Source organism: Mycobacterium sp., from assembly GCF_035570115.1.
Classification (GTDB): Bacteria; Actinomycetota; Actinomycetes; order Mycobacteriales; family Mycobacteriaceae; genus Mycobacterium.
Window position 1 is genome coordinate 15,673 of sequence record NZ_DATMLH010000003.1, and the last position, 25,421, is coordinate 41,093.

Annotated in this window: 30 protein-coding genes and 1 pseudogene; 16 read left to right on the forward strand and 15 right to left on the reverse strand. The window is 65.8% G+C overall.

Annotation, left to right across the window (positions count from 1 at the left end):
- Window positions 1-7 precede the first annotated feature (7 nt).
- Complete coding sequence (locus VNW74_RS00170; protein ID WP_325674583.1) at window positions 8-1,669, forward strand: PPE domain-containing protein; 1,662 nt, start codon at window positions 8-10, stop codon at window positions 1,667-1,669.
- Window positions 1,670-1,680: 11 nt separating this feature from the next.
- Entirely contained in the window at window positions 1,681-2,106 is a 426-nt protein-coding gene (locus VNW74_RS00175; protein ID WP_325674584.1) for a hypothetical protein, read from the forward strand.
- Here VNW74_RS00175 and VNW74_RS00180 read toward each other — a convergent pair.
- The 3 genes from VNW74_RS00180 to VNW74_RS00190 all read right to left on the reverse strand — a co-directional run bounded on the left by VNW74_RS00180 (window position 2,072) and on the right by VNW74_RS00190 (window position 3,787).
- Window positions 2,072-2,623: a cation transporter gene (locus VNW74_RS00180; protein WP_414686564.1), complete on the reverse strand. Its 552-nt coding sequence runs from the start codon at window positions 2,621-2,623 to the stop codon at window positions 2,072-2,074. The genes VNW74_RS00175 and VNW74_RS00180 overlap by 35 nt on opposite strands.
- Before the next feature lie 204 nt (window positions 2,624-2,827).
- The gene (locus VNW74_RS00185; protein ID WP_325674586.1) at window positions 2,828-3,385 is read right to left on the reverse strand and encodes a GNAT family N-acetyltransferase; all 558 of its coding nucleotides are present in this window, start codon (window positions 3,383-3,385) and stop codon (window positions 2,828-2,830) included.
- A 6-nt stretch (window positions 3,386-3,391) separates the two neighbouring features.
- Window positions 3,392-3,787 (reverse strand): hypothetical protein, encoded by a 396-nt coding sequence (locus VNW74_RS00190; RefSeq protein ID WP_325674587.1) that lies wholly within the window; start codon window positions 3,785-3,787, stop codon window positions 3,392-3,394.
- A 64-nt stretch (window positions 3,788-3,851) separates the two neighbouring features.
- Here VNW74_RS00190 and VNW74_RS00195 point away from each other — a divergent pair, with 64 nt between their 5' ends.
- Window positions 3,852-4,634 (forward strand): DUF2127 domain-containing protein, encoded by a 783-nt coding sequence (locus tag VNW74_RS00195; protein ID WP_325674588.1) that lies wholly within the window; start codon window positions 3,852-3,854, stop codon window positions 4,632-4,634.
- Window positions 4,635-4,711: 77 nt separating this feature from the next.
- Here the strand turns inward: VNW74_RS00195 and VNW74_RS00200 are convergent, their stop codons facing one another.
- Entirely contained in the window at window positions 4,712-5,557 is an 846-nt protein-coding gene (locus VNW74_RS00200; protein ID WP_325674589.1) for an SDR family oxidoreductase, read from the reverse strand.
- A gap of 176 nt (window positions 5,558-5,733) precedes the next feature.
- Between VNW74_RS00200 and VNW74_RS00205 the strand changes: the two genes are divergently transcribed.
- A complete protein-coding gene (locus tag VNW74_RS00205; RefSeq protein ID WP_325674590.1) occupies window positions 5,734-6,024 on the forward strand; it encodes a CDGP domain-containing protein in 291 nt (96 codons plus the stop codon).
- A gap of 250 nt (window positions 6,025-6,274) precedes the next feature.
- On the opposite strand, the gene VNW74_RS00210 is transcribed toward VNW74_RS00205, so the two are convergent.
- The 3 genes from VNW74_RS00210 to VNW74_RS00220 form a co-directional block, all read right to left on the reverse strand.
- On the reverse strand, window positions 6,275-7,444 hold the full coding sequence (locus VNW74_RS00210; protein ID WP_325674591.1) for an acyl-CoA dehydrogenase: 1,170 nt from the start codon (window positions 7,442-7,444) through the stop codon (window positions 6,275-6,277).
- A 75-nt stretch (window positions 7,445-7,519) separates the two neighbouring features.
- Window positions 7,520-8,056, reverse strand: coding sequence for a 5-(carboxyamino)imidazole ribonucleotide mutase (gene purE / locus VNW74_RS00215; protein ID WP_414686562.1), 537 nt, complete (start codon window positions 8,054-8,056; stop codon window positions 7,520-7,522).
- Window positions 8,028-9,254, reverse strand: coding sequence for a 5-(carboxyamino)imidazole ribonucleotide synthase (locus VNW74_RS00220; RefSeq protein ID WP_325674613.1), 1,227 nt, complete (start codon window positions 9,252-9,254; stop codon window positions 8,028-8,030). The genes purE and VNW74_RS00220 overlap by 29 nt, the downstream gene beginning before the upstream one ends.
- A gap of 87 nt (window positions 9,255-9,341) precedes the next feature.
- On the opposite strand from VNW74_RS00220, the gene VNW74_RS00225 reads away from it, so the two are divergent.
- Entirely contained in the window at window positions 9,342-10,007 is a 666-nt protein-coding gene (locus VNW74_RS00225) for a GtrA family protein (protein ID WP_325674593.1), read from the forward strand.
- Here the strand turns inward: VNW74_RS00225 and VNW74_RS00230 are convergent.
- Window positions 9,962-10,480: a PH domain-containing protein gene (locus tag VNW74_RS00230; RefSeq protein ID WP_325674594.1), complete on the reverse strand. Its 519-nt coding sequence runs from the start codon at window positions 10,478-10,480 to the stop codon at window positions 9,962-9,964. The genes VNW74_RS00225 and VNW74_RS00230 overlap by 46 nt on opposite strands.
- A gap of 9 nt (window positions 10,481-10,489) precedes the next feature.
- Window positions 10,490-11,236: a biotin--[acetyl-CoA-carboxylase] ligase gene (locus VNW74_RS00235; protein ID WP_414686565.1), complete on the reverse strand. Its 747-nt coding sequence runs from the start codon at window positions 11,234-11,236 to the stop codon at window positions 10,490-10,492.
- 264 nt (window positions 11,237-11,500) lie between these two features.
- On the opposite strand from VNW74_RS00235, the gene VNW74_RS00240 reads away from it, so the two are divergent.
- The 8 genes and pseudogenes from VNW74_RS00240 to VNW74_RS00275 all read left to right on the forward strand — a co-directional run bounded on the left by VNW74_RS00240 (window position 11,501) and on the right by VNW74_RS00275 (window position 18,318).
- Window positions 11,501-13,153: an acyl-CoA carboxylase subunit beta gene (locus VNW74_RS00240; RefSeq protein WP_325674596.1), complete on the forward strand. Its 1,653-nt coding sequence runs from the start codon at window positions 11,501-11,503 to the stop codon at window positions 13,151-13,153.
- Window positions 13,144-13,428 (forward strand): annotated as a pseudogene (locus tag VNW74_RS00245) (acyl-CoA carboxylase subunit epsilon); the annotation flags it as partial. The gene VNW74_RS00240 and the pseudogene VNW74_RS00245, both read left to right, overlap by 10 nt.
- A gap of 7 nt (window positions 13,429-13,435) precedes the next feature.
- Entirely contained in the window at window positions 13,436-14,092 is a 657-nt protein-coding gene (locus tag VNW74_RS00250; RefSeq protein WP_325674597.1) for a nucleoside triphosphate pyrophosphatase, read from the forward strand.
- A 24-nt stretch (window positions 14,093-14,116) separates the two neighbouring features.
- Window positions 14,117-15,007 carry a sulfurtransferase gene (locus VNW74_RS00255; protein ID WP_325674598.1) on the forward strand — a complete coding sequence of 297 codons (891 nt, stop codon included), beginning with the start codon at window positions 14,117-14,119 and terminating at the stop codon, window positions 15,005-15,007.
- The gene (locus VNW74_RS00260) at window positions 15,007-15,426 is read left to right on the forward strand and encodes a SufE family protein (protein WP_325674599.1); all 420 of its coding nucleotides are present in this window, start codon (window positions 15,007-15,009) and stop codon (window positions 15,424-15,426) included. The genes VNW74_RS00255 and VNW74_RS00260 overlap by 1 nt, the downstream gene beginning before the upstream one ends.
- 111 nt (window positions 15,427-15,537) lie before the next feature.
- On the forward strand, window positions 15,538-17,334 hold the full coding sequence (locus VNW74_RS00265; protein ID WP_325674600.1) for an acetyl/propionyl/methylcrotonyl-CoA carboxylase subunit alpha: 1,797 nt from the start codon (window positions 15,538-15,540) through the stop codon (window positions 17,332-17,334).
- A 17-nt stretch (window positions 17,335-17,351) separates the two neighbouring features.
- Window positions 17,352-17,675: a hypothetical protein gene (locus tag VNW74_RS00270; RefSeq protein WP_325674601.1), complete on the forward strand. Its 324-nt coding sequence runs from the start codon at window positions 17,352-17,354 to the stop codon at window positions 17,673-17,675.
- A 196-nt stretch (window positions 17,676-17,871) separates the two neighbouring features.
- Window positions 17,872-18,318, forward strand: a complete 447-nt coding sequence (locus VNW74_RS00275; RefSeq protein WP_325674614.1) for an STAS domain-containing protein — start codon at window positions 17,872-17,874, stop codon at window positions 18,316-18,318.
- On the opposite strand, the gene VNW74_RS00280 is transcribed toward VNW74_RS00275, so the two are convergent.
- Both VNW74_RS00280 and VNW74_RS00285 read right to left on the reverse strand, forming a co-directional pair.
- On the reverse strand, window positions 18,289-19,083 hold the full coding sequence (locus VNW74_RS00280; RefSeq protein ID WP_325674602.1) for an RNA polymerase sigma factor SigF: 795 nt from the start codon (window positions 19,081-19,083) through the stop codon (window positions 18,289-18,291). The genes VNW74_RS00275 and VNW74_RS00280 overlap by 30 nt on opposite strands.
- Window positions 19,080-19,517, reverse strand: coding sequence for an ATP-binding protein (locus tag VNW74_RS00285; RefSeq protein WP_325674603.1), 438 nt, complete (start codon window positions 19,515-19,517; stop codon window positions 19,080-19,082). Before VNW74_RS00285 ends, VNW74_RS00280 begins: the two co-directional genes overlap by 4 nt.
- Before the next feature lie 372 nt (window positions 19,518-19,889).
- On the opposite strand from VNW74_RS00285, the gene VNW74_RS00290 reads away from it, so the two are divergent.
- Complete coding sequence (locus VNW74_RS00290) at window positions 19,890-20,147, forward strand: DUF7218 family protein (RefSeq protein ID WP_325674604.1); 258 nt, start codon at window positions 19,890-19,892, stop codon at window positions 20,145-20,147.
- A gap of 21 nt (window positions 20,148-20,168) precedes the next feature.
- Here VNW74_RS00290 and usfY read toward each other — a convergent pair whose 3' ends face one another.
- The 4 genes from usfY to VNW74_RS00310 all read right to left on the reverse strand — a co-directional run bounded on the left by usfY (window position 20,169) and on the right by VNW74_RS00310 (window position 22,910).
- A complete protein-coding gene (gene usfY, locus VNW74_RS00295; RefSeq protein ID WP_324441264.1) occupies window positions 20,169-20,480 on the reverse strand; it encodes a protein UsfY in 312 nt (103 codons plus the stop codon).
- A 101-nt stretch (window positions 20,481-20,581) separates the two neighbouring features.
- Window positions 20,582-20,968 (reverse strand): hypothetical protein, encoded by a 387-nt coding sequence (locus VNW74_RS00300; protein WP_325674605.1) that lies wholly within the window; start codon window positions 20,966-20,968, stop codon window positions 20,582-20,584.
- A gap of 98 nt (window positions 20,969-21,066) precedes the next feature.
- A complete protein-coding gene (lat, locus tag VNW74_RS00305; RefSeq protein ID WP_325674606.1) occupies window positions 21,067-22,404 on the reverse strand; it encodes an L-lysine 6-transaminase in 1,338 nt (445 codons plus the stop codon).
- Between the two features lie 53 nt (window positions 22,405-22,457).
- Window positions 22,458-22,910: an Lrp/AsnC family transcriptional regulator gene (locus VNW74_RS00310; protein ID WP_325674607.1), complete on the reverse strand. Its 453-nt coding sequence runs from the start codon at window positions 22,908-22,910 to the stop codon at window positions 22,458-22,460.
- Between the two features lie 30 nt (window positions 22,911-22,940).
- Here VNW74_RS00310 and VNW74_RS00315 point away from each other — a divergent pair, with 30 nt between their 5' ends.
- Together VNW74_RS00315 and VNW74_RS00320 are read left to right on the forward strand one after the other, a co-directional pair.
- Window positions 22,941-24,209, forward strand: coding sequence for a VOC family protein (locus VNW74_RS00315; RefSeq protein WP_325674608.1), 1,269 nt, complete (start codon window positions 22,941-22,943; stop codon window positions 24,207-24,209).
- On the forward strand, window positions 24,206-25,421 hold a 1,216-nt coding region (locus VNW74_RS00320), incomplete at its 3' end, for an aldehyde dehydrogenase family protein (protein ID WP_414686563.1). The genes VNW74_RS00315 and VNW74_RS00320, both read left to right, overlap by 4 nt.

Consider the following 25,421-nt stretch of genomic DNA (forward strand, 5'->3'; position numbering starts at 1 on the left):
GCGATCGATGACCGCACCGATTTGGATGGCCGCACCGCCGGAGGTGCATTCTGCGCTGCTGAGCAGCGGCCCGGGCCCCGGATCGCTGCTGGCGGCCGCGGAGGCGTGGACCTCGCTGAGCACCGAATACACCGAAACCGCCGAAGAACTGTCCGCGGTGTTGGGCGGCGTGCAGGCTGGGGCTTGGGAGGGACCGAGCGCGGAGGCATATGTGGCCGCTCATGTGCCGTATCTGGTGTGGCTGATGCAGGCCAGCGCCGACGCTGCCGCGACTGCCGCGCAGCACCAAACCGCAGCCACCGCTCACACCACCGCGCTGGCGGCCATGCCGACCCTGGGCGAGCTCGCCGCCAACCACGCCACCCACGCCGTGCTCTTAGCGACGAATTTCTTTGGTATCAATACCATCCCGATTGCGCTCAATGAGGTCGACTATGTGCGGATGTGGGTTCAGGCCGCCACCGTGATGAGCACTTATCAGGGTGTGACTACCGCGGCAGTGGCGGCTTCGCCGCAAACCCCGCCCGCGCCGCAGATCGTGAAAGCCAATGCCGCAGCGAGCATCGCCGATTCCGACACCGAGAACCAATGGCTGACATTCATGCAGAACATCGGGTACGCGAATTTCTACAACAATGTCTTGCAGCCGCTGATCAACGACCTGGACAACAACACCTATTTGATAAATCTCTTTTCCGGATTCGACCCGTATCTGACCGAGCTCGGCAATCCACTGATCTTCCTTGACCCGTACAACGTCGCGTTCGCCCTCGGATACCCGATGGATATTGGTTCCTACGTGGCCTATTTGTCGGAAACCTTCGCCTACATCGGGGCCGATCTCACGGCGGCATTCGCCTCGGGTAACCCGGCAACCGTCGGTCTCACAATCGTGTTCGACACCGTCGAAGCCATCGGCACGATCATCACCGACACCATCGCGCTGCTGAAGACTCTGCTCGAGCAGGCTATTGTGCTGCTCCCGACCGTCTTGCCGCTGTTGACCGTTCCCTTTGTCCCGCTGGCTGTCATCCCGTTGGGCGCAAGCGGCTTAGCGGGCCTGGCGGGTCTGGCGGGGCTGGCCGCCATCCCTGCGGTGCCGATCCCCCCGATCCCCCCGCCGGTGGCGCTGGCACTGGCACCGACTCCGACTCCCATCGCGGCGCCGGCCCTGGCCCCCGCACCGGCCCCGGCGCTGGCCGCCGCGCCCGCGCCCGCCGCCCCCGGCGCCCCGCCAACACCGTCGGCGCCGCCATCAGTGGTCACCGCGCAGGCGTTTGGCTACATGGTCGGAAGCCTGACCGCGGCTGCCCGCAGGGCGGCCAGTGCCAGCGCCAAGGCGAACGCGCCGGAACTCGCCGCTGCCGCGGCCGCGGCGGTGGCGGCATTACCCCCCACTGAGACTCCAGCACGCCGACGCCGTCGAGCAGGCGTAGAGATGCTCGGCCGCGGCCACGAATACATGGACCTGGAGCCAGAGCCGACCGTCATCCCCTCGGATGGGGGTGCGGGATCGCTCGGTTTCCCCGGGACCGCCGCCAAGGAAACCGCAGCTGCGGCCGGCGGATTGGCCACCCTGACCGACGACGAGTTCGGCAGCGGCCCGCGCATGCCGATGATGCCGAGAACTTGGGGTACCGACTCACCGCCACACGACGACGACGCTTAGCATCAGCGCCTGTGGTCCGCCAGGCTTACGCTCACGACGCGGTGGTGGCGCTGCAGCCTGGCGGCAGCCCTAACGCCCTCGGCGGCGCGATCACGATGGCGCTGTGCGGGCACTGCAACCATCCACCTCCGTGCCCTCTCGCACCCCACTACGTCGCCAACTTCGCAGACGGTGAAATCGTCACGTTGCGAATACTTTTCGCCACCGACCCGATCAACGAGCAACGCGTTCGCTCCCTGATCGACGAAGCGCTCGCGACCGGACAGTTGACCGGCCCCGATGGCGGCGTCACGGCATGGCAACTCAGGTCCGCCGCCCCCGGCAACGTCCGGCCGGAGGAGCAGGACCATGCTGCGGACTTGATTGCCCACAGACTGGACGCCTGCGGCCGGCCGCCCTTGTTCAGCAGCCGCAGTCCTCGCCACGCCACGACTTGAAGCCTTGCCAGATTGCCGCAGCGGCGATGCCCAGGCCGATGACCGGATCGAACCACCAGAAGCCCGGCCAGGCGGCAGTGACGGCAAGGCCAACCAGAACCGCCGCGGCTTGCATGCCGCATAAGTAATTCTGGGTGCCTTCACCGGCGGTGGCCGCTGAGCCCAGACGCCCGGCGAGGACGTGCTTGGCCCGTCCCAGGATCGGCATCAGCACCAGTGAGGCGGCCGTCAGCGCCATACCGATTACCGAGGTGTCAGCGTGACGCGCATCAAATAAGTGATGCACAGATTCCGCGGCGATATACGGCGCCGTCAGCCAGAACGACAACGCGACGCCGCGCTGCGCGCGTCGTTCAGCCGTCTCGGACAACATCCGCGAGCCGGAGAACCGCCACGCCACCATTGCACTGGCCAGAGCCTCGGGCAGGCTGCCCAACGCCCAACCGGTCAGCGCGATCGATCCGACCGCCAGGCCCTGCCACAGCCCGATCACACCCTCGGTCAGCATCGCCGCCATGCTGACCCACGCCAGTGCCCACGCCCACCGCGCACGACGCTGCCAGGCCGCATCCCGCGACGCGGCGAGCCGAGACTCTGCGCAGCAAGCCTCGTCAACGATTCCGGCAGGAGTGCCGGTCGGGCGCGAGATGGTCACCACGCGATGTTAGGGCCAACAACATCAGCCCGCACACGGTGACACCCGTTCTCCACAGATCGGCATTCATTCCTCGCCGACCTCGACCGGCTCTGGCGGCGATGACACGTCACCGCCGCCGCCCTGCAGCGAACATTGCCAGAACCCGACGTCGTGCCAGCCGCCCCGCTTGTAACCGGCATCGACCAGCTGGCCGCTCCGGACGAACCCGTGTCGCTCATGCAGCCGGACGCTTGGTTCATTGGGCAGGGCGATCACCGCGACGACGCTGTGGAACCCTTGGCGGCGCAGGCGACCGAGCAGCTCGGTGTACAACGCGTCACCCACCCCGCAACGCTGCCTCGCGGGAGCGACATACACGGTTGCCTCGACGGTCCACTGGTAGGCGTCCCGCTCGTTCCATGGCGCCGCATATGCCACGCCGACAACCCGGTCGTCGGTGGCGACCAGCCAGGGGAACCGCGAGTGCAGTCGTATCCAGTTATCGCGCCACTCGTCGAGGCTCTGTGGCTCGGTCCGGAAATTGATGACCGTGTTCTCGATGAAGTAGTTGACGATCTTGCAGACCTCCGCGAGGTCATCCTCGGCGGCGGGCCTGACCCGCAGCTCCGATCGCCCGCTCACCAAGCCTCAGGCACCTCGGCCGGGACATAGATCGATGTCGTTCTCTTCCAGGCATTCCGCGAGCTCCTCGCCTTTTGCAGTCAGCGCCAGCCACGCCGAGAACATCCACCTCTCGGGGTCGTCGTAGTGCTTGACGTAGACGTGGGAAATCTTGTGCATCGAATGATCGAGCGATCGTCTCCAGGCGACGAAACGACCACCCTTCTCACTCATCGACCCCAGCCGGAAGAGACCTTCGCTCACCACATCGCGAATAATCTCGAGGGTTTCGTTTTGTATTTCCGACGGTGCTGCCGACCGATTGCGGTGTCTGACATGCCAATCCACGGCATTGAGGTCTACCGGTTTGCCCAGGCCCTCGAGCAACAATCCGTTGCGTATCTTGTCGCGTGCGGTGCTCATTCTGCTTACCGTACTGGTCAGACCGGGGTTAGGCCCTCGCTGCGGGCCGCGCTACCGTGCACTCATGGTGGATTTTGCTCTGCGCTCGTGCGGATTGCGTGGCCACGCGACGTTCGCCCCTGATGAGCCGGAGCTTCGGGAGCGCTTGACGGCCGACACTCCCGCCGGGGAGGCGTGGCGTTGTTTGCGCTGCGAGACTTTCGTTGTGGGCCCTCCCCGCAGCAGCGGCCCGGCCAACACGGCGCCGGAGATCCCGCGCGGGCGAATGCTGCGTGATCGGACGTTGATGCGAGCGCTCGCCGTGGAACGCGCGCTTCGCTGCGTGATTTTTTTGTTGGTGGCGGCCGGGGTGTTCAAGGTCAACGGGTCACGCGAGCGGTTGCGCCACACGTTCGAGCAAGACCTGCCTTTGCTCAAGCCGCTGGCGAACCAGATCGGATGGAATCCGGACAACTCCAAGATCATTCATCAGATCGCGCATGCATTCGCGCTGTCGTCGTCGACGCTGACGTGGATCGCCGTGGGCCTTAGTGCCTACGCGGCTATCGAGCTTGTCGAAGCGGTCGGGTTATGGCTGATGCAACGGTGGGGTGAATATTTCGCGGTGATCGCGACCAGCGTCTTCCTTCCGCTGGAAATCTATGAGCTATCAGAAAAGATCACAGCGCTCCGGCTTGTTGCGCTTGTCATCAATATCGTTGCGGTGATATGGCTGCTGTGGAGCAAACGGCTGTTCGGGTTGAACGGCGGCGGCAAGGCCTACCGGGAAGAACACGAGACAGCGAGTTTGTTGAGCGTCGAACGAGCGGGCCTACACGAAACCCCTACCAGTGGCGCGACGGCTTGATGGGCCTGAGCATTAGCCACCGTACCGGCCACACTCGACGTTTGAACCGGTGCGGCTGAGCAGAGGGCCCGCAGCGATCAGGAGGCGGTGGACTCCAGTACACGTAGGCGCTTGAGCGATGCCTTTGCAAATCGCATCGACAACGCTGGCGAGAGCCGCTCCAGGTACCAAATTGCCTTCCACCACGCTGGCACCACAATGATTGCGTCTCCACGCAGCACCGCACGAAGGGCGCGCTCGGCGAATTTTTCCGGTGCCATCGGCCGGAAGGGCTCCCAGAATTTGAGGAGTTCCTCATCGCTGATGCCGGGGGTAGTGAACCGTCCGTACTGGCCGCCTGTGAGGATCGGGGTCCTGACCCCGCCCGGACAAAACACCGACACCTGCACGCCGTGGCGCTCGGCCTCCACCCGCAAGGCCTTCGAGATCGCGACGACGGCGTGTTTCGTGGCGGTGTAGCTCCCCAGGCCCGGACTGGTAAAGAGACCGGCCCCGGAGGCTGTGTTCACGATGTGTCCGAAGTGCTGGCGGATCATGATCGGATAGACGGCTTGGATGCCGTGTGCCACACCGCGCAGGTTCACATCGAAGACGTCGTTCCAGTCATCGAGTGTGTAAGAGTCGATCTCACCGGCGACGCTAATGCCGGCATTGTTGAACAGATAGTCGATCCGCCCGGATTGCTGCACCGCGTCGGCGACGGCGCGCTCGAACGATGAGTAGTCACGCACATCGAGCTCGGTCGCATGCGCCTTTGCGCCACCACTGTGGAGGCGTTGCGCCAGCTCCTGCGCCGGGCCGATCTGACGATCGGCGATCCAGACCTCGGCGCCGTCGTCGACCAACTTGGCCGCCAACGCGGCGCCGATGCCGGACGCGCCGCCGGTAACGAATGCAATCTTCCCCGACACGCTCGATGCCATGGCGGAAGGATAATCGCTCGCCCTGGCAGGTCACAGGAGATTGTGGCGGCGGGGTCGCCGAGATCGGTTCTGAAACGCACTTCGCGGTAGCGTCATTGTTGCTGGCTGAGCTCGACGGTATCTGCCACCCCCAAGTACTCGGCGACGCACCAGCGGCGTTGTGACGGGAGACAACCATGAAGTGCTGCTTGGTCGGAGGACTGGCTGCCGTGCTGATGGCCGGAGAGCTGATCGCCTCAGCGCCGCCGGCCAGTGCCGGCTGCCAGTACGGAGGACCCGTTATCAGCAGGTGCGACGGACCCGTCCAGCCTGACGGCACCTGGCAACGTTGCGTGGCAGTTCCCCACTTGGTGTATAGCGGCGCCAGTTCCTTCCTCGTGCCGGAAAGGACCTGCGATTTGATGGGTCCTGACCAGCACCCATGGGATCTCGCCTTCGCCAACCCACCGACGCACATCGACGACTGAGCTGAGCTGGCCCACGACGCACAGAACTCGCAGCCACGATCCTGCCGATGTTTCGGTAGTGGGTCAGTTTGACTCAGGCCGTGGTGGGGCGTCGCAGCAAGACCCTGAACCGGCAGCCGCCGCGAGCCGGCGCAGCGGTCGGCCCCTGGGGCTGAAGTCGCCCTCGCGGAATCGGTGCTACCACTTGCCCAAGACATTTTGGACGGGTGTTAACGGCCGGGGCGCGAATCATGACCGGGCGCAAGGTGAATCAGCGCAGCAACGCGCGCGACATCACCACGCGCTGAATCTGGTTAGTGCCCTCGTAGATCTGGGTGATCTTGGCGTCGCGCATCATCCGCTCGACCGGGAAGTCGGTGGTGTAGCCGGCGCCACCGAACAGTTGCACGGCATCGGTGGTGACTTCCATAGCCACGTCGGAGGCAAAGCATTTCGACGCCGCAGAGATGAAACCCAAATGCGATTCGCCGCGTTCGGCCCGGGCGGCGGCGCTGTAGACCATCAGCCGCGCGGCCTCGACCTTCATCGCCATGTCGGCCAGCATGAACTGGATGGCCTGGAAGGTGCTGATGGATTCGCCGAACTGCTTGCGGTCCTTGGTATATGCGATCGCGGCGTCCAGTGCGCCCTGGGCGATCCCCACAGCCTGGGCACCGATCGTCGGCCGGGTGTGATCCAACGTGGCCAGCGCGGTCTTGAAACCGGTGCCGGGTTCGCCGATGATCCGATCGCCTGGGACGCGGCAGTTCTCGAAGTACAGCTCGGTGGTCGGTGAGCCCTTGATGCCCAGCTTCTTCTCTTTCGGCCCAACACTGAAGCCTTCGTCGTCCTTGTTCACCATGAACGCCGAGATGCCGTTGGCGCCTTTGTCCGGGTCAGTCACCGCCATCACCGTGTACCAGGTCGACTTGCCGCCGTTGGTGATCCAGCACTTGGCCCCGTTGAGGATCCAGTCGTCGCCGTCGGCCTTGGCCCGGGTGCGCATTGACGCCGCATCGCTTCCGGCTTCGCGCTCACTCAACGCATACGACGCCATCGCCCCGTCGGAAGCCAGCGTCGGCAACACCTGCTTCTTCAGCTCCTCCGAGCCACGCAGGATCAGACCCATGGTGCCCAGCTTGTTCACGGCGGGGATCAGCGACGCTGAGGCGTCGACGCGGGCCACTTCCTCGATCACGATGCAGGCCGCCACCGAGTCTGCGCCCTGACCGTCGTATTCCTCCGGAACGTGGACGGCGTTGAAACCCGATGCATTCAGCGCCGCCAACGCCTCGTCGGGAAACCGGGGCTTCTCGTCGACGTCCGCGGCGTATGGGGCGATCTCTTTTTCCGCCAGCGCGCGAATCGCGGCCCGCAATTCGTCGTGCTCCTCGGGCAGCTTGAACAGATCGAATGACGGATGTCCGGCCCACTGAGCCATGCTGGCCTCCTTTTGCACTGTGCCTTCCGACCCGGCTTCTCCGCGGGCCGCCACACGGCCCGCATCGTCGCCAGGCTACTGGCCGGTAAATTTACCTTGACGTTCCTTCAGCGCCGCATCCTTGGCCAGGACCGACTGCGCCAGTTGATCTTGGAACGCGACGATACGGCCTCGCAACGCGGGATCCGAAACCGCCAGAATGCGCACCGCCAGCAGGCCCGCGTTGCGCGCGCCGCCGATCGACACCGTGGCCACCGGCACCCCGGCCGGCATCTGCGCGATGGACAGCAGTGAGTCCAGACCGTCGAGCCGTGCCAGCGGCACCGGGACACCGATCACCGGCAGCGGTGTCGCCGAGGCCACCATGCCCGGTAGGTGGGCCGCGCCGCCGGCACCGGCGATGACCACCTCGATGCCACGCTCGGCCGCGCTTCGTGCGTAGTCGAGCATCCGTTGCGGCGTGCGGTGCGCCGAAACCACACCGACCTCATAGGGAACGTCGAACTCGGCCAGTGCGTCGGCCGCGTCGGCCATCACCGACCAATCGCTGTCGCTGCCCATGATCACGCCGACGCGCGCCTGCTTAGCCATCTGTGTGCGGATCCCATCCATCTGTCCACTGCCCGTGCGACAACCAGTGTGCCGCGCGTTCGGCGCGTTCACGCAGGTTTGCCACCTCGGCCGTGTCGGAGCCGAGCAGGTTGACGTGGCCGATCTTGCGGCCCGGTCGTTCGCCCTTGCCGTAGAGGTGAACCCGGGCATCGGGCATCCGCGCGAACAGGTGATGCAGTCGCTCGTCGACGGTCATCGTCGGCGTTTGCGCGGCGCCCAGTACGTTGGCCATCACGGTCACCGGCACCGTGGCGCCGCTGTCACCGAGCGGGTAGTCGAGCACCGCGCGCAGATGCTGCTCGAACTGGCTGGTCCGCGACCCGTCCATGGTCCAATGCCCGGAATTGTGCGGTCGCATCGCCAACTCATTGACGAGCAGCTGCCCGTCGACGGTCTCGAACAGCTCGACGGCCAGCACGCCGACGACGCCGAGTTCGGCCGCCAACCGCAGCGCCAGCTGCTGGGCCGCGGCGCCCAGGTCGTCGGGCAGCGCCAGCGCCGGCGCGATCACCAGTACACAAATGCCGTCGCGCTGCACCGTCTCCACCACCGGCCACGCCGCACCCTGCCCGAACGGCGACCGGGCCACCAGCGCCGAGAGCTCGCGGCGCATCGCGACCCGCTCCTCGACCAATACCGGTACACCGGATTTTAAGTACTCAGACGCGATCTCACGGGCCTGCGGTAGGTCGGCCGCCATCCGCACCCCACGACCGTCGTAGCCGCCGCGGACCACCTTGATCACCATCGGGCCTCCGACACGCGCTGCAAACGCGGCAATGCTGTCCAGGTCATCGCCGCGTTCGACCGCGGCGTAGCGCGGTACCGGGACCCCCAGCGCCTGCAGACGTCGCCGCATGACGAGTTTGTCCTGCGCGTGCACCAACGCCTGCGGCGGCGGCGCGACGTTGACGCCCTCGGCGACCAGCTTTTCCAGCAGCTCGGTCGGGACGTGCTCATGGTCGAAGGTCAACGCGTCGGCGCCGGCGGCGACGCGCCGCAGATCGTCGAGGTTCGTGTGTGAGCCGATCACCACATCCGGGCTCACCTGGGCCGCCGGGTCGTCGACGTCGGCGGCCAGCACCCGCAGGCTTTGACCCAGGGCGATCGCCGCTTGGTGGGTCATTCGGGCGAGCTGGCCGCCGCCGACCATCGCAACCAACGGCGCAGCGGTGGGGGTACTCGGCACGGCAATCATGGTGTCATGGCCACTGAACGGGGTGTTTACCGGCGGTGACACCCGCCGCTGGGCACGCTTAACGGTTAATACGTAGACTGCGACATTGTGTCCTTTGCCGATGCCACGATCGCCCGGCTGCCGCAGCCGGTGCGTCCTTTCGCCGAACGCCATCACGAACTGATCAAGTTCGCGATCGTCGGCGCCACCACATTCGTGATCGACTCGGCGATCTTCTACACCCTCAAGCTGACGATTTTGGAGCCCAAGCCGGTGACCGCCAAGGTCATCGCCGGCATCGTCGCGGTCATCGCGTCCTACATCTTGAACAGGGAGTGGAGTTTCCGGGACCGCGGCGGTCGGGAGCGACACCACGAGGCGCTGCTGTTCTTTGCGCTCAGCGGCGTGGGCGTGCTGCTGAGCATGGCGCCGTTGTGGGTCTCCAGCTACGTCTTCGGTCTGCGGGTGCCGAACGTGTCACTGACCGTGGAGAACATCGCCGACTTCATCTCGGCGTACATCATCGGCAACCTGCTGCAGATGGCGTTCCGCTTCTGGGCGTTCCGGCGCTGGGTGTTCCCCGACGAGGTCGGCCGCAGCCAGGACAAGGCGCTGGAATCGGCCCTTACCGCCGGCGGGATCGCCGAGGTCCTCGAGGACAACTTCGAGGGGGGCGACGGCACGGTCACCCTGATGCGGGCGTGGCGGTCACGCCGCAGCCGGTTGAATCAGCTCGGCGATTCCTCAGATCCGAGGGTGTCGAAAACCTCGTGATACAGCAGCGCGTGGACCTGCTCCACGCGCGGAATGTCGTAGAACTCCAACGGGTCTTGTGACGCCGATTCCACGATCAGTGTGCCCGTGCGCAATATCCGATCGATCAGCCGATGGCGGAATTCGACGCTGTTGATCCGGGCCAGCGGAATGTCGATGCCACTGCGGCTCAATATCCCGTGCCGGAACATCACCCGCCGGTCGGTGATCACGAAATGTGTGGTCAGCCAATTCAGGAATGGCCACAGGGTCAACCAGCCGATGACGATCAGCCAGATCGCTCCGATGACGGCAAAGATGACTCTTTTGGCGGTCGGATCCCAACTGGTGCTATTGACGACCGCGGAACCGAACGACGCCGCCGCGCTCGCGAGGATAAGGACGATGACCGGCCAAACCAGCCGCTTCCAGTGTGGGTGTCGATGCAAGACCACCTGTTCATCGCCGGCCAGCACGTTATCGGGGTAGCCCACGCTGGCACCTTAAACGCTGGGGCGTAGGTGCGTGATGTCCCCGGCCGAGATCGCCACCGTCTCACCGCCGGTGTCGATGCACAATCGGCCCGTCTCGTCGATGGCCCGCGCCGCACCCACGACCTCACGATCACCGGGCAACGTGGCCCGCACCCGAGAACCTAACGTCACACTGTAGCGCTGATAATCGGCGACCAGCGCCGCGTCGGCGCCGCCGGCGTTGCGCCACGCATCGATGCGCGCGGCTAGTTCGCGAAGTATCCGGCGCACCAACATGTTTCGGTCGGTCACCGATGACCCCAGCATCAGCAGCGAGGTCGCCACCGGGTCCGGCGCCTCGTCGGCGGTCAGCGTCACATTGAGCCCCAACCCGAGCACGATCACCGGCGTCGGCGTCGCGACCTCGGCGAGGATCCCGGCCAGCTTGCCGCCGTCCACGAGGACGTCGTTGGGCCATTTGAGGCCCGCCGGGACGCCGCACACCGCGGTCGTCGCGTCGGCCACCGCGACGCCGGTGGCCAGCGGCAACCATCCCCAGCCTGACCGGGGAACCGACGCCGCACCCACCCCGACCGACAAGGCGATCTGCGCGCGCGGCGGCGCCGACCAGTGGCGACCATGACGCCCACGGGCGGCGTTCTGGTATTCGGCGAGCAACACCGATCCGTCGATGTCGGCGCCGCCCTCGGCCCGGGCGATCAGATCGGCATTGGTGGAGCCGGTTTCGGCGACCACATCGAGTTGACGCCACGGCATGCCAGGTCCGGCCAACCCGTCGCGCAACGCCGCCGCGTCCAACGGCGGGCGGTCTAGGGCGTCGGCTGGCACGATGCTGTTCTCCTTTCGTCGAGCGCGTCAGGTCGAGTGTGCGTTCTGGGCTTTCACTGTGCGCTGACGGCGGGATTCTCGCAAAATTCCCGCCCTAGATGCACATTCGGCGCCATGGGCGCACACCCGACATGCCCGAGACGCGGTGCTGCATTCGGACCGCAACTTAAGGGAGCGCTAAGATCGACAGCCATGACGAGCACTTCCGAGACCCACGCCGAAGGCCATGTGGAAGCGAAGGCCGAGCACCACATCGACATCCACACCACCGCGGGCAAGCTCGCCGAACTGCGCAAGCGGTCCGAGGAGACGCTGCACCCGGTTGGCGAGGCCGCCGTCGACAAGGTGCACGCCAAGGGCAAGCTGACCGCCCGCGAGCGCATCTACGCCCTGCTCGACGAGGGGTCGTTCGTCGAGCTCGACGCGCTTGCCAGGCATCGCAGCACCAACTTCGGGCTGGGCGAGAAGCGTCCGCTCGGCGACGGAGTCGTCACCGGCTACGGCACCATCGACGGCCGCGACGTCTGCATCTTCAGCCAGGACGTGACGGTGTTCGGCGGCAGCCTCGGCGAGGTGTACGGCGAGAAGATCGTCAAGGTCCAAGAGCTGGCGACCAAGACCGGCCGGCCGCTGATCGGTATCAACGACGGCGCCGGTGCGCGGATCCAAGAGGGCGTGGTCTCGCTGGGCCTGTACAGCCAAATTTTCCGCAACAACATCCTGGCCTCCGGCGTGATCCCGCAGATCTCGCTGATCATGGGCGCCGCCGCCGGTGGGCACGTCTACTCCCCCGCGCTGACCGACTTCGTGGTGATGGTCGACCAAACCAGTCAGATGTTCATCACCGGCCCGGACGTGATCAAGACGGTCACCGGCGAGGACGTAACGATGGAGGAGCTCGGTGGTGCGCACACCCACATGGCCAAGTCCGGCACCGCGCACTACGTCGCCTCTGGTGAGCAGGACGCGTTCGACTATGTCCGCGACCTGCTGAGCTACCTGCCGCCCAATAACTTCACCGATCCGCCGCGGTTCGCCGTGCCGGTTCCCGAGGGCGCCATCGAAGACAACCTCACCGCCGAGGACCACGAGCTGGACACCCTGATCCCGGATTCGGCCAACCAGCCCTACGACATGCACGAGGTGATCACCCGCATTCTCGACGACGACGAGTTCCTCGAGGTGCAGTCCGGATACGCCCAGAACATCGTGATCGGGTTCGGTCGCATCGACGGCTACCCTGTCGGCATCGTCGCCAACCAGCCCACCCATTTCGCCGGCTGCCTGGACATCGACGCCTCGGAGAAGGCCGCTCGGTTCGTGCGGACCTGCGACTGCTTCAACATTCCGATCGTCATGCTGGTGGACGTGCCGGGCTTCCTGCCAGGCACCGGCCAGGAGTACAACGGCATCATCCGCCGCGGCGCCAAGCTGCTGTACGCCTACGGCGAGGCCACCGTTCCCAAGATCACGGTCATCACCCGCAAGGCCTACGGCGGCGCCTACTGCGTGATGGGTTCCAAGGACATGGGCTGCGACGTCAACGTCGCCTGGCCGACCGCGCAGATCGCGGTGATGGGCGCATCCGGCGCGGTCGGGTTCGTCTACCGCCAGCAGCTGAAAGAAGCCGGCGACGACGGCCGGGATGTTGATGCGCTTCGCTTACAACTGCAGCAGGAGTACGAGGACACCCTGGTCAACCCGTACATCGCCGCCGAGCGGGGCTACGTCGACGCGGTCATCCCGCCGTCGCACACTCGCGGCTACATCGGGACGGCACTGCGGCTGCTGGAGCGCAAGATCGCTCAGATGCCGCCCAAGAAGCACGGGAACATTCCGCTGTGAGCGAAACGAACGCAGTGAGCGACGGGACTGAAGAGCCGCAGGGCGCCGCGCCAGCGCACCAAGCGCATGAGCCGCACATCAAGGTGCTCAAGGGCGAGCCGACCGCCGAGGAGCTGGCCGCGCTGATCGCGGTGCTGGGCAGCGCCGCCGGCGGCGGAGGCGAGCCGGGACCGCCGGACCACAGCCGGTGGGGGTTGCCCGTCGACAAACTGCGCTACCCGGTCTTCAGCTGGCAGAAGATCACCCTGCTGGAACGGATGCACATGCGGCGATGACCCGCAGATGACCCGCATGGTGCTCGGGTCCGCCTCGCCGGGCCGACTCAAGGTGCTGCGGCAGGCCGGCATCGACCCACTGGTCGTGGTGTCCGGCATCGACGAGGACGCCGTCATCGCGGCTTTGGGATCGAATACCTCCCCTGGTGATGTCGTTGGCGTCCTGGCCCAGGCTAAGGCCGATCGGGTGGCGGCCACCCTGGACAACGCGGTTGCCGCGGATTGTGTTGTCATTGCGTGTGATTCGATGCTCTACATCGACGGCCGACTGGTCGGCAAGCCGGCATCAGCCGATGCAGCCCGCACCCAGTGGCGGTCGATGGGTGGCCGGTCGGGCCAGCTGTACACCGGCCACTGCCTGCTGCGGCTGCGCGACGGCAACGCTAGCCAGCGGGCGTCCGAATCATCGTCTACCACAGTGCACTTCGCGACACCGACGGCGGCAGAATTGGAAGCGTACATCGACAGCGGCGAACCATTGGCCGTCGCCGGAGGATTCACACTGGACGGCCTGGGCGGCTGGTTCGTCGAGCGGATCGAGGGTGACCCGTCCAACGTCGTCGGGCTCAGTCTGCCGTTGACCCGAGCCCTGCTACAACGTGTCGGCCTGGCGGTCGCCGAGCTGTGGACGGCGAATCGGGTGCCCAGCGACGACAACGCGTAGCAACCTGGCGGGTAGGCTCACAGTGTGCCTTTACCAGCAGATCCCAGCCCGACGCTGAGCGCTTACGCCCACCCGGAACGGCTGGTGACCGCCGACTGGCTGGCCGGCAACCTGGGTCAGCCCGGGCTCGTGATCGTCGAATCCGACGAGGATGTCCTGCTTTACGACATCGGCCACATCCCCGGGGCGGTCAAGGTCGACTGGCACACCGACCTCAACGACCCCCGGGTGCGTGACTACATCAACGGCGAGCAGTTCGCCGAATTGATGGACCGTAAAGGCATTTCCCGCGACGACACCGTGGTGATCTACGGGGACAAGAGCAACTGGTGGGCTGCCTATGCGCTGTGGGTCTTCACGCTCTTCGGCCACCCGGATGTGCGGCTGCTCAACGGCGGCCGCGATCTGTGGATGTCCGACGGGCGCGACACCACTTTGGACGTTCCGACCAAGGCGTCGAGCGGCTATCCCGTTGTGCAGCGCAATGATGAACCGATCCGCGCGTTCAAAGACGACGTGCTGGCAATCCTGGGCTCCGAGCCTTTGATCGACGTGCGGTCGCCCGACGAGTACACCGGCAAGCGCACACACATGCCCGACTATCCCGAGGAAGGCGCGCTGCGCGCCGGGCATATCCCCACGGCGCGTTCGATCCCGTGGGGAAAGGCCGCCGACGACAGTGGGCGGTTCCGCAGCCGCGACGAGCTGCGGCAGCTCTACGGGTTCATCGGGCCGGACGACAAAACCGTCGTTTATTGCCGCATCGGCGAGCGGTCCAGCCACACCTGGTTTGTGCTGACACATCTGCTCGGCATCCCCGGCGTACGAAACTACGACGGCTCCTGGACGGAGTGGGGCAACACCGTCCGGGTGCCGATCGTCGCCGGTGAAAGCCCGGGGGCCGTGCCGGTCTGATGAGCATGCCCGCGCCGCTGGCGGAGGTGGTGTCCGACTTCGCCGAAGTTCAAGGTCAGGACAAGCTCAGGCTGCTGCTGGAGTTCGCCGACGACCTGCCGGCACTCCCCGCCGACCTGGAAGAGGCGGCCATGGAACCGGTCCCCGAATGCCAATCGCCGGTGTTTATGCACGTCGACGCCAGCGACGTCAGCCGGGTGCGGCTGCACTTCAGCGCTCCGGCCGAAGCGCCCACCACGCGCGGTTTTGCGTCGATATTGGCCGCCGGCCTCGACGAGCAGCCCGCCGTCGACATCCTGTCGGTGCCGGACGATTTCTACACCGAGCTGGGCCTGGCCGCGTTGATCAGCCCGCTGCGGCTGCGTGGCATGGCGGGGATGCTGGCCCGCATCAAGCGGCGGCTGCGCGAGTCCGGCTGAAGTAGGCACCGGGTCATATCGCCCACGGCGCGGCGCTTAAACTTCCCCCGACACGACTTGTAAGAATTTCTCTTAGACACGTGAGAAGTGTTCAGCAATACAGGAGGCGCAGTGCCTAGTCACGCCAGCTCGACGATCTCCAAGGTTCTTGTCGCCAATCGCGGTGAGATCGCGGTGCGGGTGATCCGCGCGGCCAAAGATGCCGGCCTGCCCAGCGTGGCGGTGTACGCCGAGCCCGACGCCGACGCGCCTCACGTAAAGCTGGCCGACGAGGCATTCGCACTGGGCGGCCAGACCTCGGCGGAGTCGTACCTGGACTTCGGCAAGATCCTGGAGGCCGCCGAGAAGTCCGGTGCCAACGCGATCCATCCTGGTTACGGATTCCTGTCGGAGAATGCCGACTTCGCCCAGGCGGTGATCGACGCCGGCCTGATCTGGATCGGGCCGGGCCCGCAGTCGATCCGCGATCTCGGCGACAAGGTCACTGCCCGGCACATCGCCGCCCGCGCGCAGGCCCCGCTGGTGCCCGGTACTCCCGACCCGGTGAAAGACGCCGACGAGGTGATTGCTTTCGCCAAGGAATACGGCGTGCCGATCGCGATCAAGGCGGCCTTCGGTGGCGGTGGTCGCGGCATGAAGGTGGCCCGCACCCTCGAGGAGATCCCCGAACTGTTCGAGTCGGCGACCCGCGAGGCGGTCGCGGCGTTCGGCCGCGGCGAGTGCTTCGTCGAGCGCTACCTGGACAAGCCCCGCCACGTCGAAGCCCAGGTGATCGCCGATCAGCACGGCAACGTCGTCGTCGCCGGAACCCGCGACTGCTCGCTGCAGCGCCGCTTCCAGAAGCTGGTCGAAGAGGCACCCGCGCCGTTCCTGACCGATGCGCAGCGCAAGGAGATCCACGAATCTGCCAAGCGGATCTGCAAAGAGGCCCACTATTACGGCGCCGGGACGGTCGAATATCTGGTCGGCCAGGACGGTCTGATCTCCTTCCTGGAGGTCAACACCCGTCTACAGGTCGAGCACCCGGTCACCGAGGAGACCGCCGGCATCGACCTGGTGCTCCAGCAGTTCAAGATCGCCAACGGCGAGAAGTTGGATATTACGGAAGATCCCGTGCCCCGAGGTCATTGCTTCGAATTCCGGATCAACGGCGAGGACGCCGGACGCGGCTTCCTGCCCGCACCCGGGCCGGTCACAAAGTACGAGACGCCAAGCGGGCCCGGTGTCCGGCTGGACTCCGGTGTCGAAGCCGGTTCGGTGATCGGCGGGCAGTTCGACTCGATGCTGGCCAAGCTCATCGTGTACGGCGCCAACCGCGAAGAGGCGTTGGCACGCTCCCGCCGTGCTCTTGCTGAGTTCCACGTCGAAGGGCTGGCCACGGTCATCCCGTTCCACCGTGCGGTGGTGTCCGACCCGGCGTTCATCGGCGACGACAACGGCTTCACGGTGCACACCCGCTGGATCGAGACCGAGTGGAACAACACCCTCGAACCCTTCACCGGCGGCGAGCCGCTGGACGAAGACGACGCCCGCCCGCGGCAGAAAGTCGTGGTCGAGGTCGGCGGCCGACGACTCGAGGTTTCGCTGCCCGGCGACTTCGCGCTATCCAACGGCGGTGGGTCCGACGCGGCCGGTGTCATCAGGAAGAAGCCCAAGCCGCGCAAGCGCGGGGCGCACGCGGGTGCCGCCGCCTCCGGCGACGCGGTCACCGCACCGATGCAGGGCACCGTGGTGAAGGTCGCGGTCGAAGAGGGCCAGGAGGTCGCCACCGGTGATTTGGTGGCGGTCCTGGAAGCGATGAAGATGGAAAACCCGGTCACCGCTCACAAAGACGGCATCATCACCGGGCTGGCGGTGGAGGCGGGCGCCGCAATCACCCAGGGCACGGTTCTCGCCGAGATCAAGTAGATCTTTGCGGAGCGAGCATGGACCCTGTCGAGATCAACGCCGGGCAGTGGTATCTGCGTGCACTGCGCGCGGACAACCGCATCGACGATCGTCCGGCGCTCGCGGACCTGGGGGTAACCGACCCGGATTATGTCGCGCGCTGCGCCGCTCAGTGGTCATCGGATACCAGCTACTCCTGGGCGGTGTGCGAGCCGACGACGGGCGAGTTGCTGGCAGCGGTGACACTCGACCTGGAGACCGGTGAGATCGCCGCCCGAGCACGCGCCGGCCAAACCCAGGCCGCGAGCGCGGCCGCTGAGTCCGTGCGGCGACTGGCTGTCGCGCTGAACGGGGTTTCTTAGAAACGTCCTCAGGTCGTTGTCGGCCCCCTGCGGCCGGAGTAGTCTTCGAAGAAGGTTGAGTTCACAGCCGCCCGGAACAACGTTGAATTAACGTAGGGGGAGGCTAGTACTCCCGGCTTCTCTCCGCGTGCGGGGCCAACCGCTTGACGTGATCCACAGACTGCTTGACGACTGATGGAGTCACCTGATGTTTGCTATGAGACACCCCAATTCGGCTTCCCCGGTTCTTGGAACCGATGCCGCAATCCCGTCGGAGCCGTGGGAAAACCACAGTGCCCGCTTCACGGCGGAGTGGGACCCGTCGTTCGTTGTCATTACGGCACACGGCGAGCTCGACGCATCCAACGCCAATCAGCTCGCCGATTACGTTCAGTGCTGCGCGGCGAATTCCAAGTCGGTAATCGTGAACCTCAGCAACCTGGAATTCTTTGGAACGGCGGGCTTTTCGGCGCTGCACACCATCAATGTCCGGTGCGCGGGCGCCGCTGTGCACTGGGCTGTGGTGCCAGGTAAAGCAGTCTCCCGGTTGCTACGTATTTGCGACCCTGACAACGCGCTGCCGGTGGCCGAGTCGGTGCCCGACATCCCCGACGAGAACGAACAGCCGCGCCGGCTATTCCAACTCGTCCCGCAGCCGCGCTAGCGACTTAGCGAGCAACCGCGACACGTGCATCTGCGAAATGCCAACCCGTTCGGCGATCTGCGTCTGTGTCATCGACTCGAAGAACCTGAGCACCAACACGGTTCGTTCACGCTCCGGCAATCCGTCGAGTAGCGGACGTAGCGCCTCGCGGTTCTCGATCCGCTCGAGACCGGTGTCCACATCGCCGAGCGTGTCGGCGATGGCTCGTGCTTCGTCGTCGCCGCTGCCGCTGCTGCCACCGCTATCGATGGACAGGGTGTTGTAGGAGCTACCGGCCACCAGCCCCTCGATAACCTCCGTCCGGTCCATCTCGAGTTCTCCGGCGAGTTCGGAGGCGGTCGGTGCTCGGCCCAGCCGTTGGGAAAGGTCGGCCGTCGCCGCGCCGAGCCGCAAGTGCAGTTCTTTCAGACGCCGCGGAACCTTGACCGACCAGCTGTTGTCCCGGAAGTGCCGGCGGACCTCTCCCATGATGGTGGGCACCGCAAACGAGACGAAGTCGGAGCCGGTATCAACATCGAAGCGGGCAACAGCGTTGACCAGTCCGACGCGTGCCACTTGGACCAAGTCGTCACGATGTTCCCCGCGACCCTCGAAACGCCGCGCGATGTGATCGGCCAACGGCAGGCAACGTTCAACGATCTTGTCCCGATGGCGTTGGAACTCCGACGAGTTGGCGTCGAGAACCGCCAACTCACGGAACATGTCCGGAACGTCAGCGTATTCGTTGGGACGAGATGCAGAACCGCCGGCAGCTCGCACTGTCACCTGTGGAGGCCCGCCCTTCGGGTGGTGAGCGTGACGCCGAAGATACCGTGCCCGCCAGCAGATTCGTGACCGTCGTGGAAGGTCTGTACGTCGTCGGCCAGCGATGTCAGCACGTGCCAGCTGAAGCTGCCCGGCGTCACTACGTCGTAGTTGTCACATGTCGCTGACGCTTCGACCATCAATTCGTCGTCCCGCGGATCGACCACAATGGCCAGCGTCGCACCCGGAGTCGCGGAGCGAATCAACCGGGTGCACACCTCATCGACCGCCAGCCGGAGATCGGCCACCGCGTCGAAATCGAGATCCTCGAAGGTGCCGACCGCCCCGACCAGTGTGCGCAGCACCGCTAGATTCTCCAGCCGCGCGGCAACTCGCAGCTCGACAGCGCGGTCACCGCGTTGCTGGTTCTTCTGAGGCTTTTCAGCAGCGATCATGGGGCCCTCCGGCAGTGTTTGACCGAGACTACCCTCGTGCTCAAGCCGGTTTGTCATGATCGCCGCCGGGTAGCCCGATTCGTATGGACGCGAGCGAGACAACCGAAATTCGGCGCACCCGCCGCCTTCGGCGTGCCGCGGTTATCACGCTGGCTGTGCTCGTATTGGTCGCCGTGGCCGTTTACGTTGTTGCGTTCGTGATTCTGTCGCCGATGCTCGGATGACCGGGATACCGGGACAGCGGCGGCCGCTTGCAAGCTCATCATGGTGTAGAGCAGATACCCATTAGCCTCGGCGAATAAAACCTCCAGCGTTTGGCACGGTGCCGGGTGGGGAAAAACAGCAACACCAAAGCACCCGAAGGAGGTTGCGATGCCCAATCCGTCAATCAAAGACGAGAAGCTCTATCAGGAGCTGCGCAAGCAAGGAGACTCCAAGGAAAAGTCCGCTCGGATCTCCAACGCCGCTGCGGCGCGCGGCCGTTCCAGCGTGGGCAGGTCGGGTGGGAAGTCCGGCTCGTACCAAGACTGGACTGTCCCAGAACTCAAAAAGAGGGCCAAACAGCTTGGCATTTCCGGTTATTCGCACTTGACCAAGGACAAGCTGATTACGAAGCTCCGTAACCACTGAGCGGTGTCGGTGCTCGGCTCGTCAGCTTGCCGGCCGTTGGCGCGGAACCTCGGGATGTGCGTCGTACCAGCGATCTTCGATTCTGCGCACGCGCCGGTGCTCGACCGCCAGCCAGACCAGACCGAACGTCATCGTCCCGACGGCGACGACACCTGTGGTCATGCCCTGGCTTTGGTGCCCGGTCCCGAAGGCCGCCAGACAACCGACGACGGCGATCACGCCGGCCACCACGAGTAGATAGCCGGGCCAGCGCAAAACATCGATCATCGACTCGCCGGCGTGTGACCGCGTCGTCCGCACATGGTCGACGGGGTCACGATAGGTGTCACCCATTGACTGCACCTTTCTCCGGCCCTCTCTCCCCTGCCCTTTGGGCCGTATCTACCACGGTAGAACGCCCGGAGACGGCACGGAAGTAATTGCCGAGAGTCCGGTCAACCACCCAGCGCAGGTCCGGCGATGATGGGTGCGCCCATTGTGAGCGTGAGGAGCATCAGCATCAACAGAAACCAGCCGGCGCCCTGCCACGCCCACCAGGTGCCGCAGTCGCGCCAGATGCGATAAGTGCGCACAAATGCCCAGCAGCCCGCGGCAAACAGGAGGACCGGCGCACCGAACGCCAGGATTGTCCGCTGGGGGGCGCCACATGCGACGGTGTCGATGGCCATCGCGCCCGTACAGGTGCTGGCCCACACCGCGGCCACGACCACGAACGCCAGCCCGGCGACCGCGGCCAGAACCGCGAACCGAATGGCGGCATGCACCTCGGTGTCTTCACGCCCAAGGCGGTCGCCTCCTGAGCGGTGACGTTGTGTCTGCATCACGAACCTCTAGCTGCTGGTGAACCACCGGCCGATGAAAATGCTGTTAGCGCGTGCCGTCACACGCGCCACACCCGCATACCCATGAGCAGGCGACTCTAAACCCACAAACGCTCCGCCAGGACGTCGCTGAGGGCGGCCACCGCCTCGTCGATCTCGGCGGGTGAAACAGTCAGGGCCGGCCGGAAACGCACGCTGACTGGGCCACTGGGCAGCACAATCACCCCGCGTTTCCAGAGTCGGCGGAGTACCTCGTCGCGGCCCGCCGTCGTCGGCATGCTAAACGCGCACATCAAGCCGCGACCGCGGACGTCGAGCACGGCGGTCGGGAAGTCGTCGGCGAGTTCGTCGAGGCGCGCCCGCAGGTAGCGGCCCGCCGCGGCGGCGTTGTCGAGAAGGTCGTCGGCTTCGATGACCTCCAAGATGCGGCGGGCCCGGACCATGTCGGTGAGGTTGCCACCCCACGTCGAGTTCAGCCGGGAAGCCACCGCGAACACGTTGTCGGTGATCTCGTCGACCCGCCCTCCTGCCATCACCCCACAGACTTGTGTCTTCTTGCCGAACGCGACCACATCGGGTGCAACGCCCAATTGCTGGTAGGCCCAAGCGGTTCCGGTCAAACCACAACCTGTCTGTACCTCGTCGAAGACCATCAGCGCGTCGTATTCGTCGCACAGCGCGCGCATGGCGGCGAAGAACTCTGGTCGGAAGTGCCGGTCGCCACCCTCGCCCTGGATGGGTTCGGCGACAAAGCAGGCGATGTCGTGCGGGTAGGCCTGGAAAGCTGCCCGGGCCTGCCGCAGCGATTCGGCTTCCAACGCGTCCATCTCGACGCCCGGTCGAAGGTAAGGCGCGTCGATGCGCGGCCAGTCGAACTTCGGAAAGCGAGCAACCGTGACCGGGTTGGTGTTGGTCAGCGACAGCGTGTAGCCGCTGCGGCCGTGAAACGCCCCACGCAAGTGCAACACCCGGGTGCCCAACTCCGGGTCGATGCCGCGCGCTTCGTTGTGCCGGCTCTTCCAGTCGAACGCCACTTTCAGCGCGTTCTCCACCGCCAGTGCACCGCCGTCGACGAAGAACAGATGCGGCAGCGCTGGATCGCCCAGCACTCGGGCAAAGGTGTCGACGAAGCGGGCCATCGGCACCGAGTACACGTCGGAGTTACTCGGTTTGTTAACCGCGGCGTCGGTGAGCTCGGCGCGGAAGTCGTCGTCGAAAGCCAGTGCCGGGTGGTTCATGCCCAGCGCCGACGAAGCGAAGAACGTGAACATATCCAGGTAGCGCCGGCCGTCGCGGGCGTCGACCAGATACGAGCCGTCCGAGCGGTTCAGGTCGAGCACGAAATCCAGGCCGTCGACGAGGATGCTGCGCGCCAGCACCTCGTGGACGTGGTCGGGTGCGAGGTGCAGATCGGTGGGTTCCAGTACGCCGGTCATGACGTCAACCCTATCAGGAATTTTTACGGTATCTTGACCCAGCACAGTATTTATTACGGTACAAATTGTCGACCATCGTAAAATGTCTGTAAAATGATCGTGCTGCGGGTCTGCACGTTGGCGGCTGTCCGGATCTGCTGCAAGAGCTCTTCCAGCGCACGCGGGGACTCGACGCGCACCACCAAGATGTAGCTTTCCTCGCCGGCCACCGAGTGACACGACTCGATCGCCTCGATGTGTTGCAGGCGGGCCGGCGCATCATCGGGTTGAGAGGGATCGAGAGGGGTGATGGCCACGAACGCCGACAACAGATGCCCGATCGCTTCGGGATCGATCCGCGCGCAGTACCCCGTGACGACGCCGCGAGACTCCAGCCTGCGCACCCGCGACTGGACCGCCGAGACCGACAGGCCGGCGCTCGCCGCCAGCTCCGACAATGTCGCGCGCCCGTCAGCGACTAGCGAGCGCACCAATATCCGGTCGATGTCGTCGAGCGTCTCAGCCATGGCCGGAGAGTATCGCAGCGGTGATCGCCGTTGAGCCGTGCGAAAAGGTTGCCGACGTGGCGGCTACGGGAGCTCTTCGCCGCCGGCCTGTCTGCCATGTACGGCAGCGAAGTGCCTGCCTACACCACGCTGGTCGAGGTCAGTACCCAGGTCAACAGGGATTACGCCGCACGGCATGCGGGCGCCGAACGACTGGGCACGCTGTCCCGGGTTACCGCCGAGCGGCACGGCGCGATCCGGGTCGGCACGCCCGACGAGCTGGCCGCTGTCGCCGACCTGTTCTCGGCCTTCGGCATGGTCCCGGTCGGCTACTACGATCTGCGCGACGCCGTTTCACCGGTTCCGGTGGTCTCCACCGCGTTTCGGCCCATCGCCGCGCAAGAGTTGGCGCGCAACCCGTTTCGGGTTTTCACGTCGATGCTGGCGCTCAGGGATGCACGTTTCTTCGACGCCGACCTGAACGCTCGTGTGCACACGTTCCTGGCACGCCGCCAACTGTTCGATCCGGCGCTGATCGCCCGGGCCCGGGTGATCGCGGCAGACGGCGGCTGCGACGCCGACCAGGCCGATGACTTTGTCGCCCAAGCCGTGGCGGCGTTCGCGCTGTCGGGTGAAACGATCGACAAGTCCTGGTATGACGAGCTGTCGCGGGTGTCCGCGGTGGCCGCCGACATCGCCGGAGTCACGTCCACCCACATCAATCACCTGACGCCGCGGGTGCTCGACATCGACGAGCTCTACCAGCGGATGACCGCGCGCGGCGTCACGATGATCGACGCTATCCAGGGACCGCCCCGCTGGGACGGCCCCGCGGTGCTGTTGCGCCAGACGTCGTTTCGCGCCCTCGCCGAACCACGCCGGTTTCGCCACGACGATGGAACGGTTGTCGACGGCTCGCTGCGGGTCCGCTTCGGCGAGGTCGAGGCACGCGGCGTGGCGCTGACGCCCAGGGGCCGGCAGCGTTACGACGCGGCGATGGCTCGTCTTTCCGGTAACGACGATCCCGCCGAAGTCTGGGGCCAGTACTTTCCGTCGACCAACGACGAGATGGCCGCTGCGGGGCTGGCCTACTACCGCGGCGGCGACCCATCCAAACCCGTTGTCTACGAAGACTTTCTGCCAGCCTCAGCGGCCGGGATCTTTCGGTCCAATCTGGACCGCGACACCGAGACTATAGCGGCCACCGGAATCGCCGACGACTCCGGCTACAGCATCGATTGGATGGCGGGGGCGATCGGCCGCCACATTCACGACCCGTACGTGCTTTACGAATCGCTTTGCAAGGAGGCACTCGCGTGAGCACCCACCTGCCCGCCGTCGACGAGTTGCGCGCCCGCGCCCGCCGCGCGCTGGATGCCGTCGGCTGTGATGTCACCCTCGGTGAGCCCGGCGAGCACGGCCAGCCGGCGAGCACTCCGATCACCGGCGACGTCCTGTTCACCGTCGAGCAGACCACGCCCGAACAGGTCGACAGCGATATCGCCGCTGCCGCACAAGCGTTTTCGGCGTGGCGGGCCACCCCCGCTCCGGTACGCGGTGCGCTGGTGAGCCGGCTGGGCGAGCTGCTCACCCAGCACAACCAAGATCTCGCCACCCTGGTGACGATCGAGGCCGGCAAGATCACCTCCGAGGCGCTGGGCGAGGTGCAGGAGATGATCGACGTCTGCCAGTTCGCCGTCGGCCTGTCGCGTCAGCTGTACGGCCGCACGATCGCCTCTGAGCGACCGGGGCATCGGCTGATGGAGACCTGGCATCCGCTCGGCGTGGTCGGCGTGATCACCGCATTCAACTTCCCGGTCGCGGTGTGGGCGTGGAATACCGCGGTGGCGCTGGTATGCGGGGACACCGTGGTGTGGAAGCCATCCGAGCTGACGCCGTTGACGGCGCTGGCCTGCCAGGCGCTGATTGAACGCGCGGCCAGTGACGTCGGCGCGCCACGCGCCGTGAGCGCCCTGATCATCGGTGGCCGCGAGGTCGGTGAGCAGCTCGTCGACGACGAGCGGATCGCGCTGGTCTCCGCGACCGGCTCGGTGCGCATGGGCCGGCAGGTCGGTCCGCAGGTCGCGCAGCGATTCGGCCGCTCGCTATTGGAACTGGGCGGCAACAACGCCGCCGTCGTCACGCCATCGGCCGACCTAGACCTCGCGGTGCGCGCCATCGTGTTCGCCGCCGCCGGCACCGCCGGTCAGCGCTGCACCACGCTGCGCCGGCTGATCGTGCACCGATCGGTGGCCGACGAGGTCGTTGAGCGCATCGCCGCCGCCTATCGGCAGCTGCCGATCGGCGATCCGTCGACCGAAGGCACGCTGGTCGGCCCGCTCATTCACGAGACTGCCTACCGCGACATGGTGGGCGCGCTGGAACACGCGCGCGCCGACGGCGGCGAGGTGGTCGGCGGCGAGCGCCACGATGCCGGCCACCCGAGTGCCTACTATGTCGCGCCGGCGGTGGCGCGGATGCCGTCGCAGACCGACATCGTGCACACCGAGACGTTCGCGCCGATCCTCTACG

Coding starts and splice junctions, on each gene's coding strand:
- VNW74_RS00240 (WP_325674596.1), top strand. CDS start 11,501: ATGACGAGCACTTCCGAGACCCACGCCGAAGGCCATGTGGAAGCGAAG.
- VNW74_RS00260 (WP_325674599.1), top strand. CDS start 15,007: ATGAGCATGCCCGCGCCGCTGGCGGAGGTGGTGTCCGACTTCGCCGAA.
- VNW74_RS00290 (WP_325674604.1), top strand. CDS start 19,890: ATGCCCAATCCGTCAATCAAAGACGAGAAGCTCTATCAGGAGCTGCGC.
- VNW74_RS00275 (WP_325674614.1), top strand. CDS start 17,872: ATGAGACACCCCAATTCGGCTTCCCCGGTTCTTGGAACCGATGCCGCA.
- VNW74_RS00170 (WP_325674583.1), top strand. CDS start 8: ATGACCGCACCGATTTGGATGGCCGCACCGCCGGAGGTGCATTCTGCG.
- usfY (WP_324441264.1), bottom strand. CDS start 20,480: ATGGGTGACACCTATCGTGACCCCGTCGACCATGTGCGGACGACGCGG.
- VNW74_RS00220 (WP_325674613.1), bottom strand. CDS start 9,254: ATGATTGCCGTGCCGAGTACCCCCACCGCTGCGCCGTTGGTTGCGATG.
- VNW74_RS00300 (WP_325674605.1), bottom strand. CDS start 20,968: ATGCAGACACAACGTCACCGCTCAGGAGGCGACCGCCTTGGGCGTGAA.
- VNW74_RS00190 (WP_325674587.1), bottom strand. CDS start 3,787: ATGAGCACCGCACGCGACAAGATACGCAACGGATTGTTGCTCGAGGGC.
- VNW74_RS00210 (WP_325674591.1), bottom strand. CDS start 7,444: ATGGCTCAGTGGGCCGGACATCCGTCATTCGATCTGTTCAAGCTGCCC.
- VNW74_RS00310 (WP_325674607.1), bottom strand. CDS start 22,910: ATGGCTGAGACGCTCGACGACATCGACCGGATATTGGTGCGCTCGCTA.
- VNW74_RS00285 (WP_325674603.1), bottom strand. CDS start 19,517: ATGATCGCTGCTGAAAAGCCTCAGAAGAACCAGCAACGCGGTGACCGC.
- VNW74_RS00205 (WP_325674590.1), top strand. CDS start 5,734: ATGAAGTGCTGCTTGGTCGGAGGACTGGCTGCCGTGCTGATGGCCGGA.
- VNW74_RS00250 (WP_325674597.1), top strand. CDS start 13,436: ATGACCCGCATGGTGCTCGGGTCCGCCTCGCCGGGCCGACTCAAGGTG.
- VNW74_RS00235 (WP_414686565.1), bottom strand. CDS start 11,236: ATGCCGTGGCGTCAACTCGATGTGGTCGCCGAAACCGGCTCCACCAAT.
- lat (WP_325674606.1), bottom strand. CDS start 22,404: ATGACCGGCGTACTGGAACCCACCGATCTGCACCTCGCACCCGACCAC.
- VNW74_RS00270 (WP_325674601.1), top strand. CDS start 17,352: ATGGACCCTGTCGAGATCAACGCCGGGCAGTGGTATCTGCGTGCACTG.
- VNW74_RS00195 (WP_325674588.1), top strand. CDS start 3,852: ATGGTGGATTTTGCTCTGCGCTCGTGCGGATTGCGTGGCCACGCGACG.
- purE (WP_414686562.1), bottom strand. CDS start 8,056: ATGGATGGGATCCGCACACAGATGGCTAAGCAGGCGCGCGTCGGCGTG.
- VNW74_RS00200 (WP_325674589.1), bottom strand. CDS start 5,557: ATGGCATCGAGCGTGTCGGGGAAGATTGCATTCGTTACCGGCGGCGCG.
- VNW74_RS00180 (WP_414686564.1), bottom strand. CDS start 2,623: ATGGCGGCGATGCTGACCGAGGGTGTGATCGGGCTGTGGCAGGGCCTG.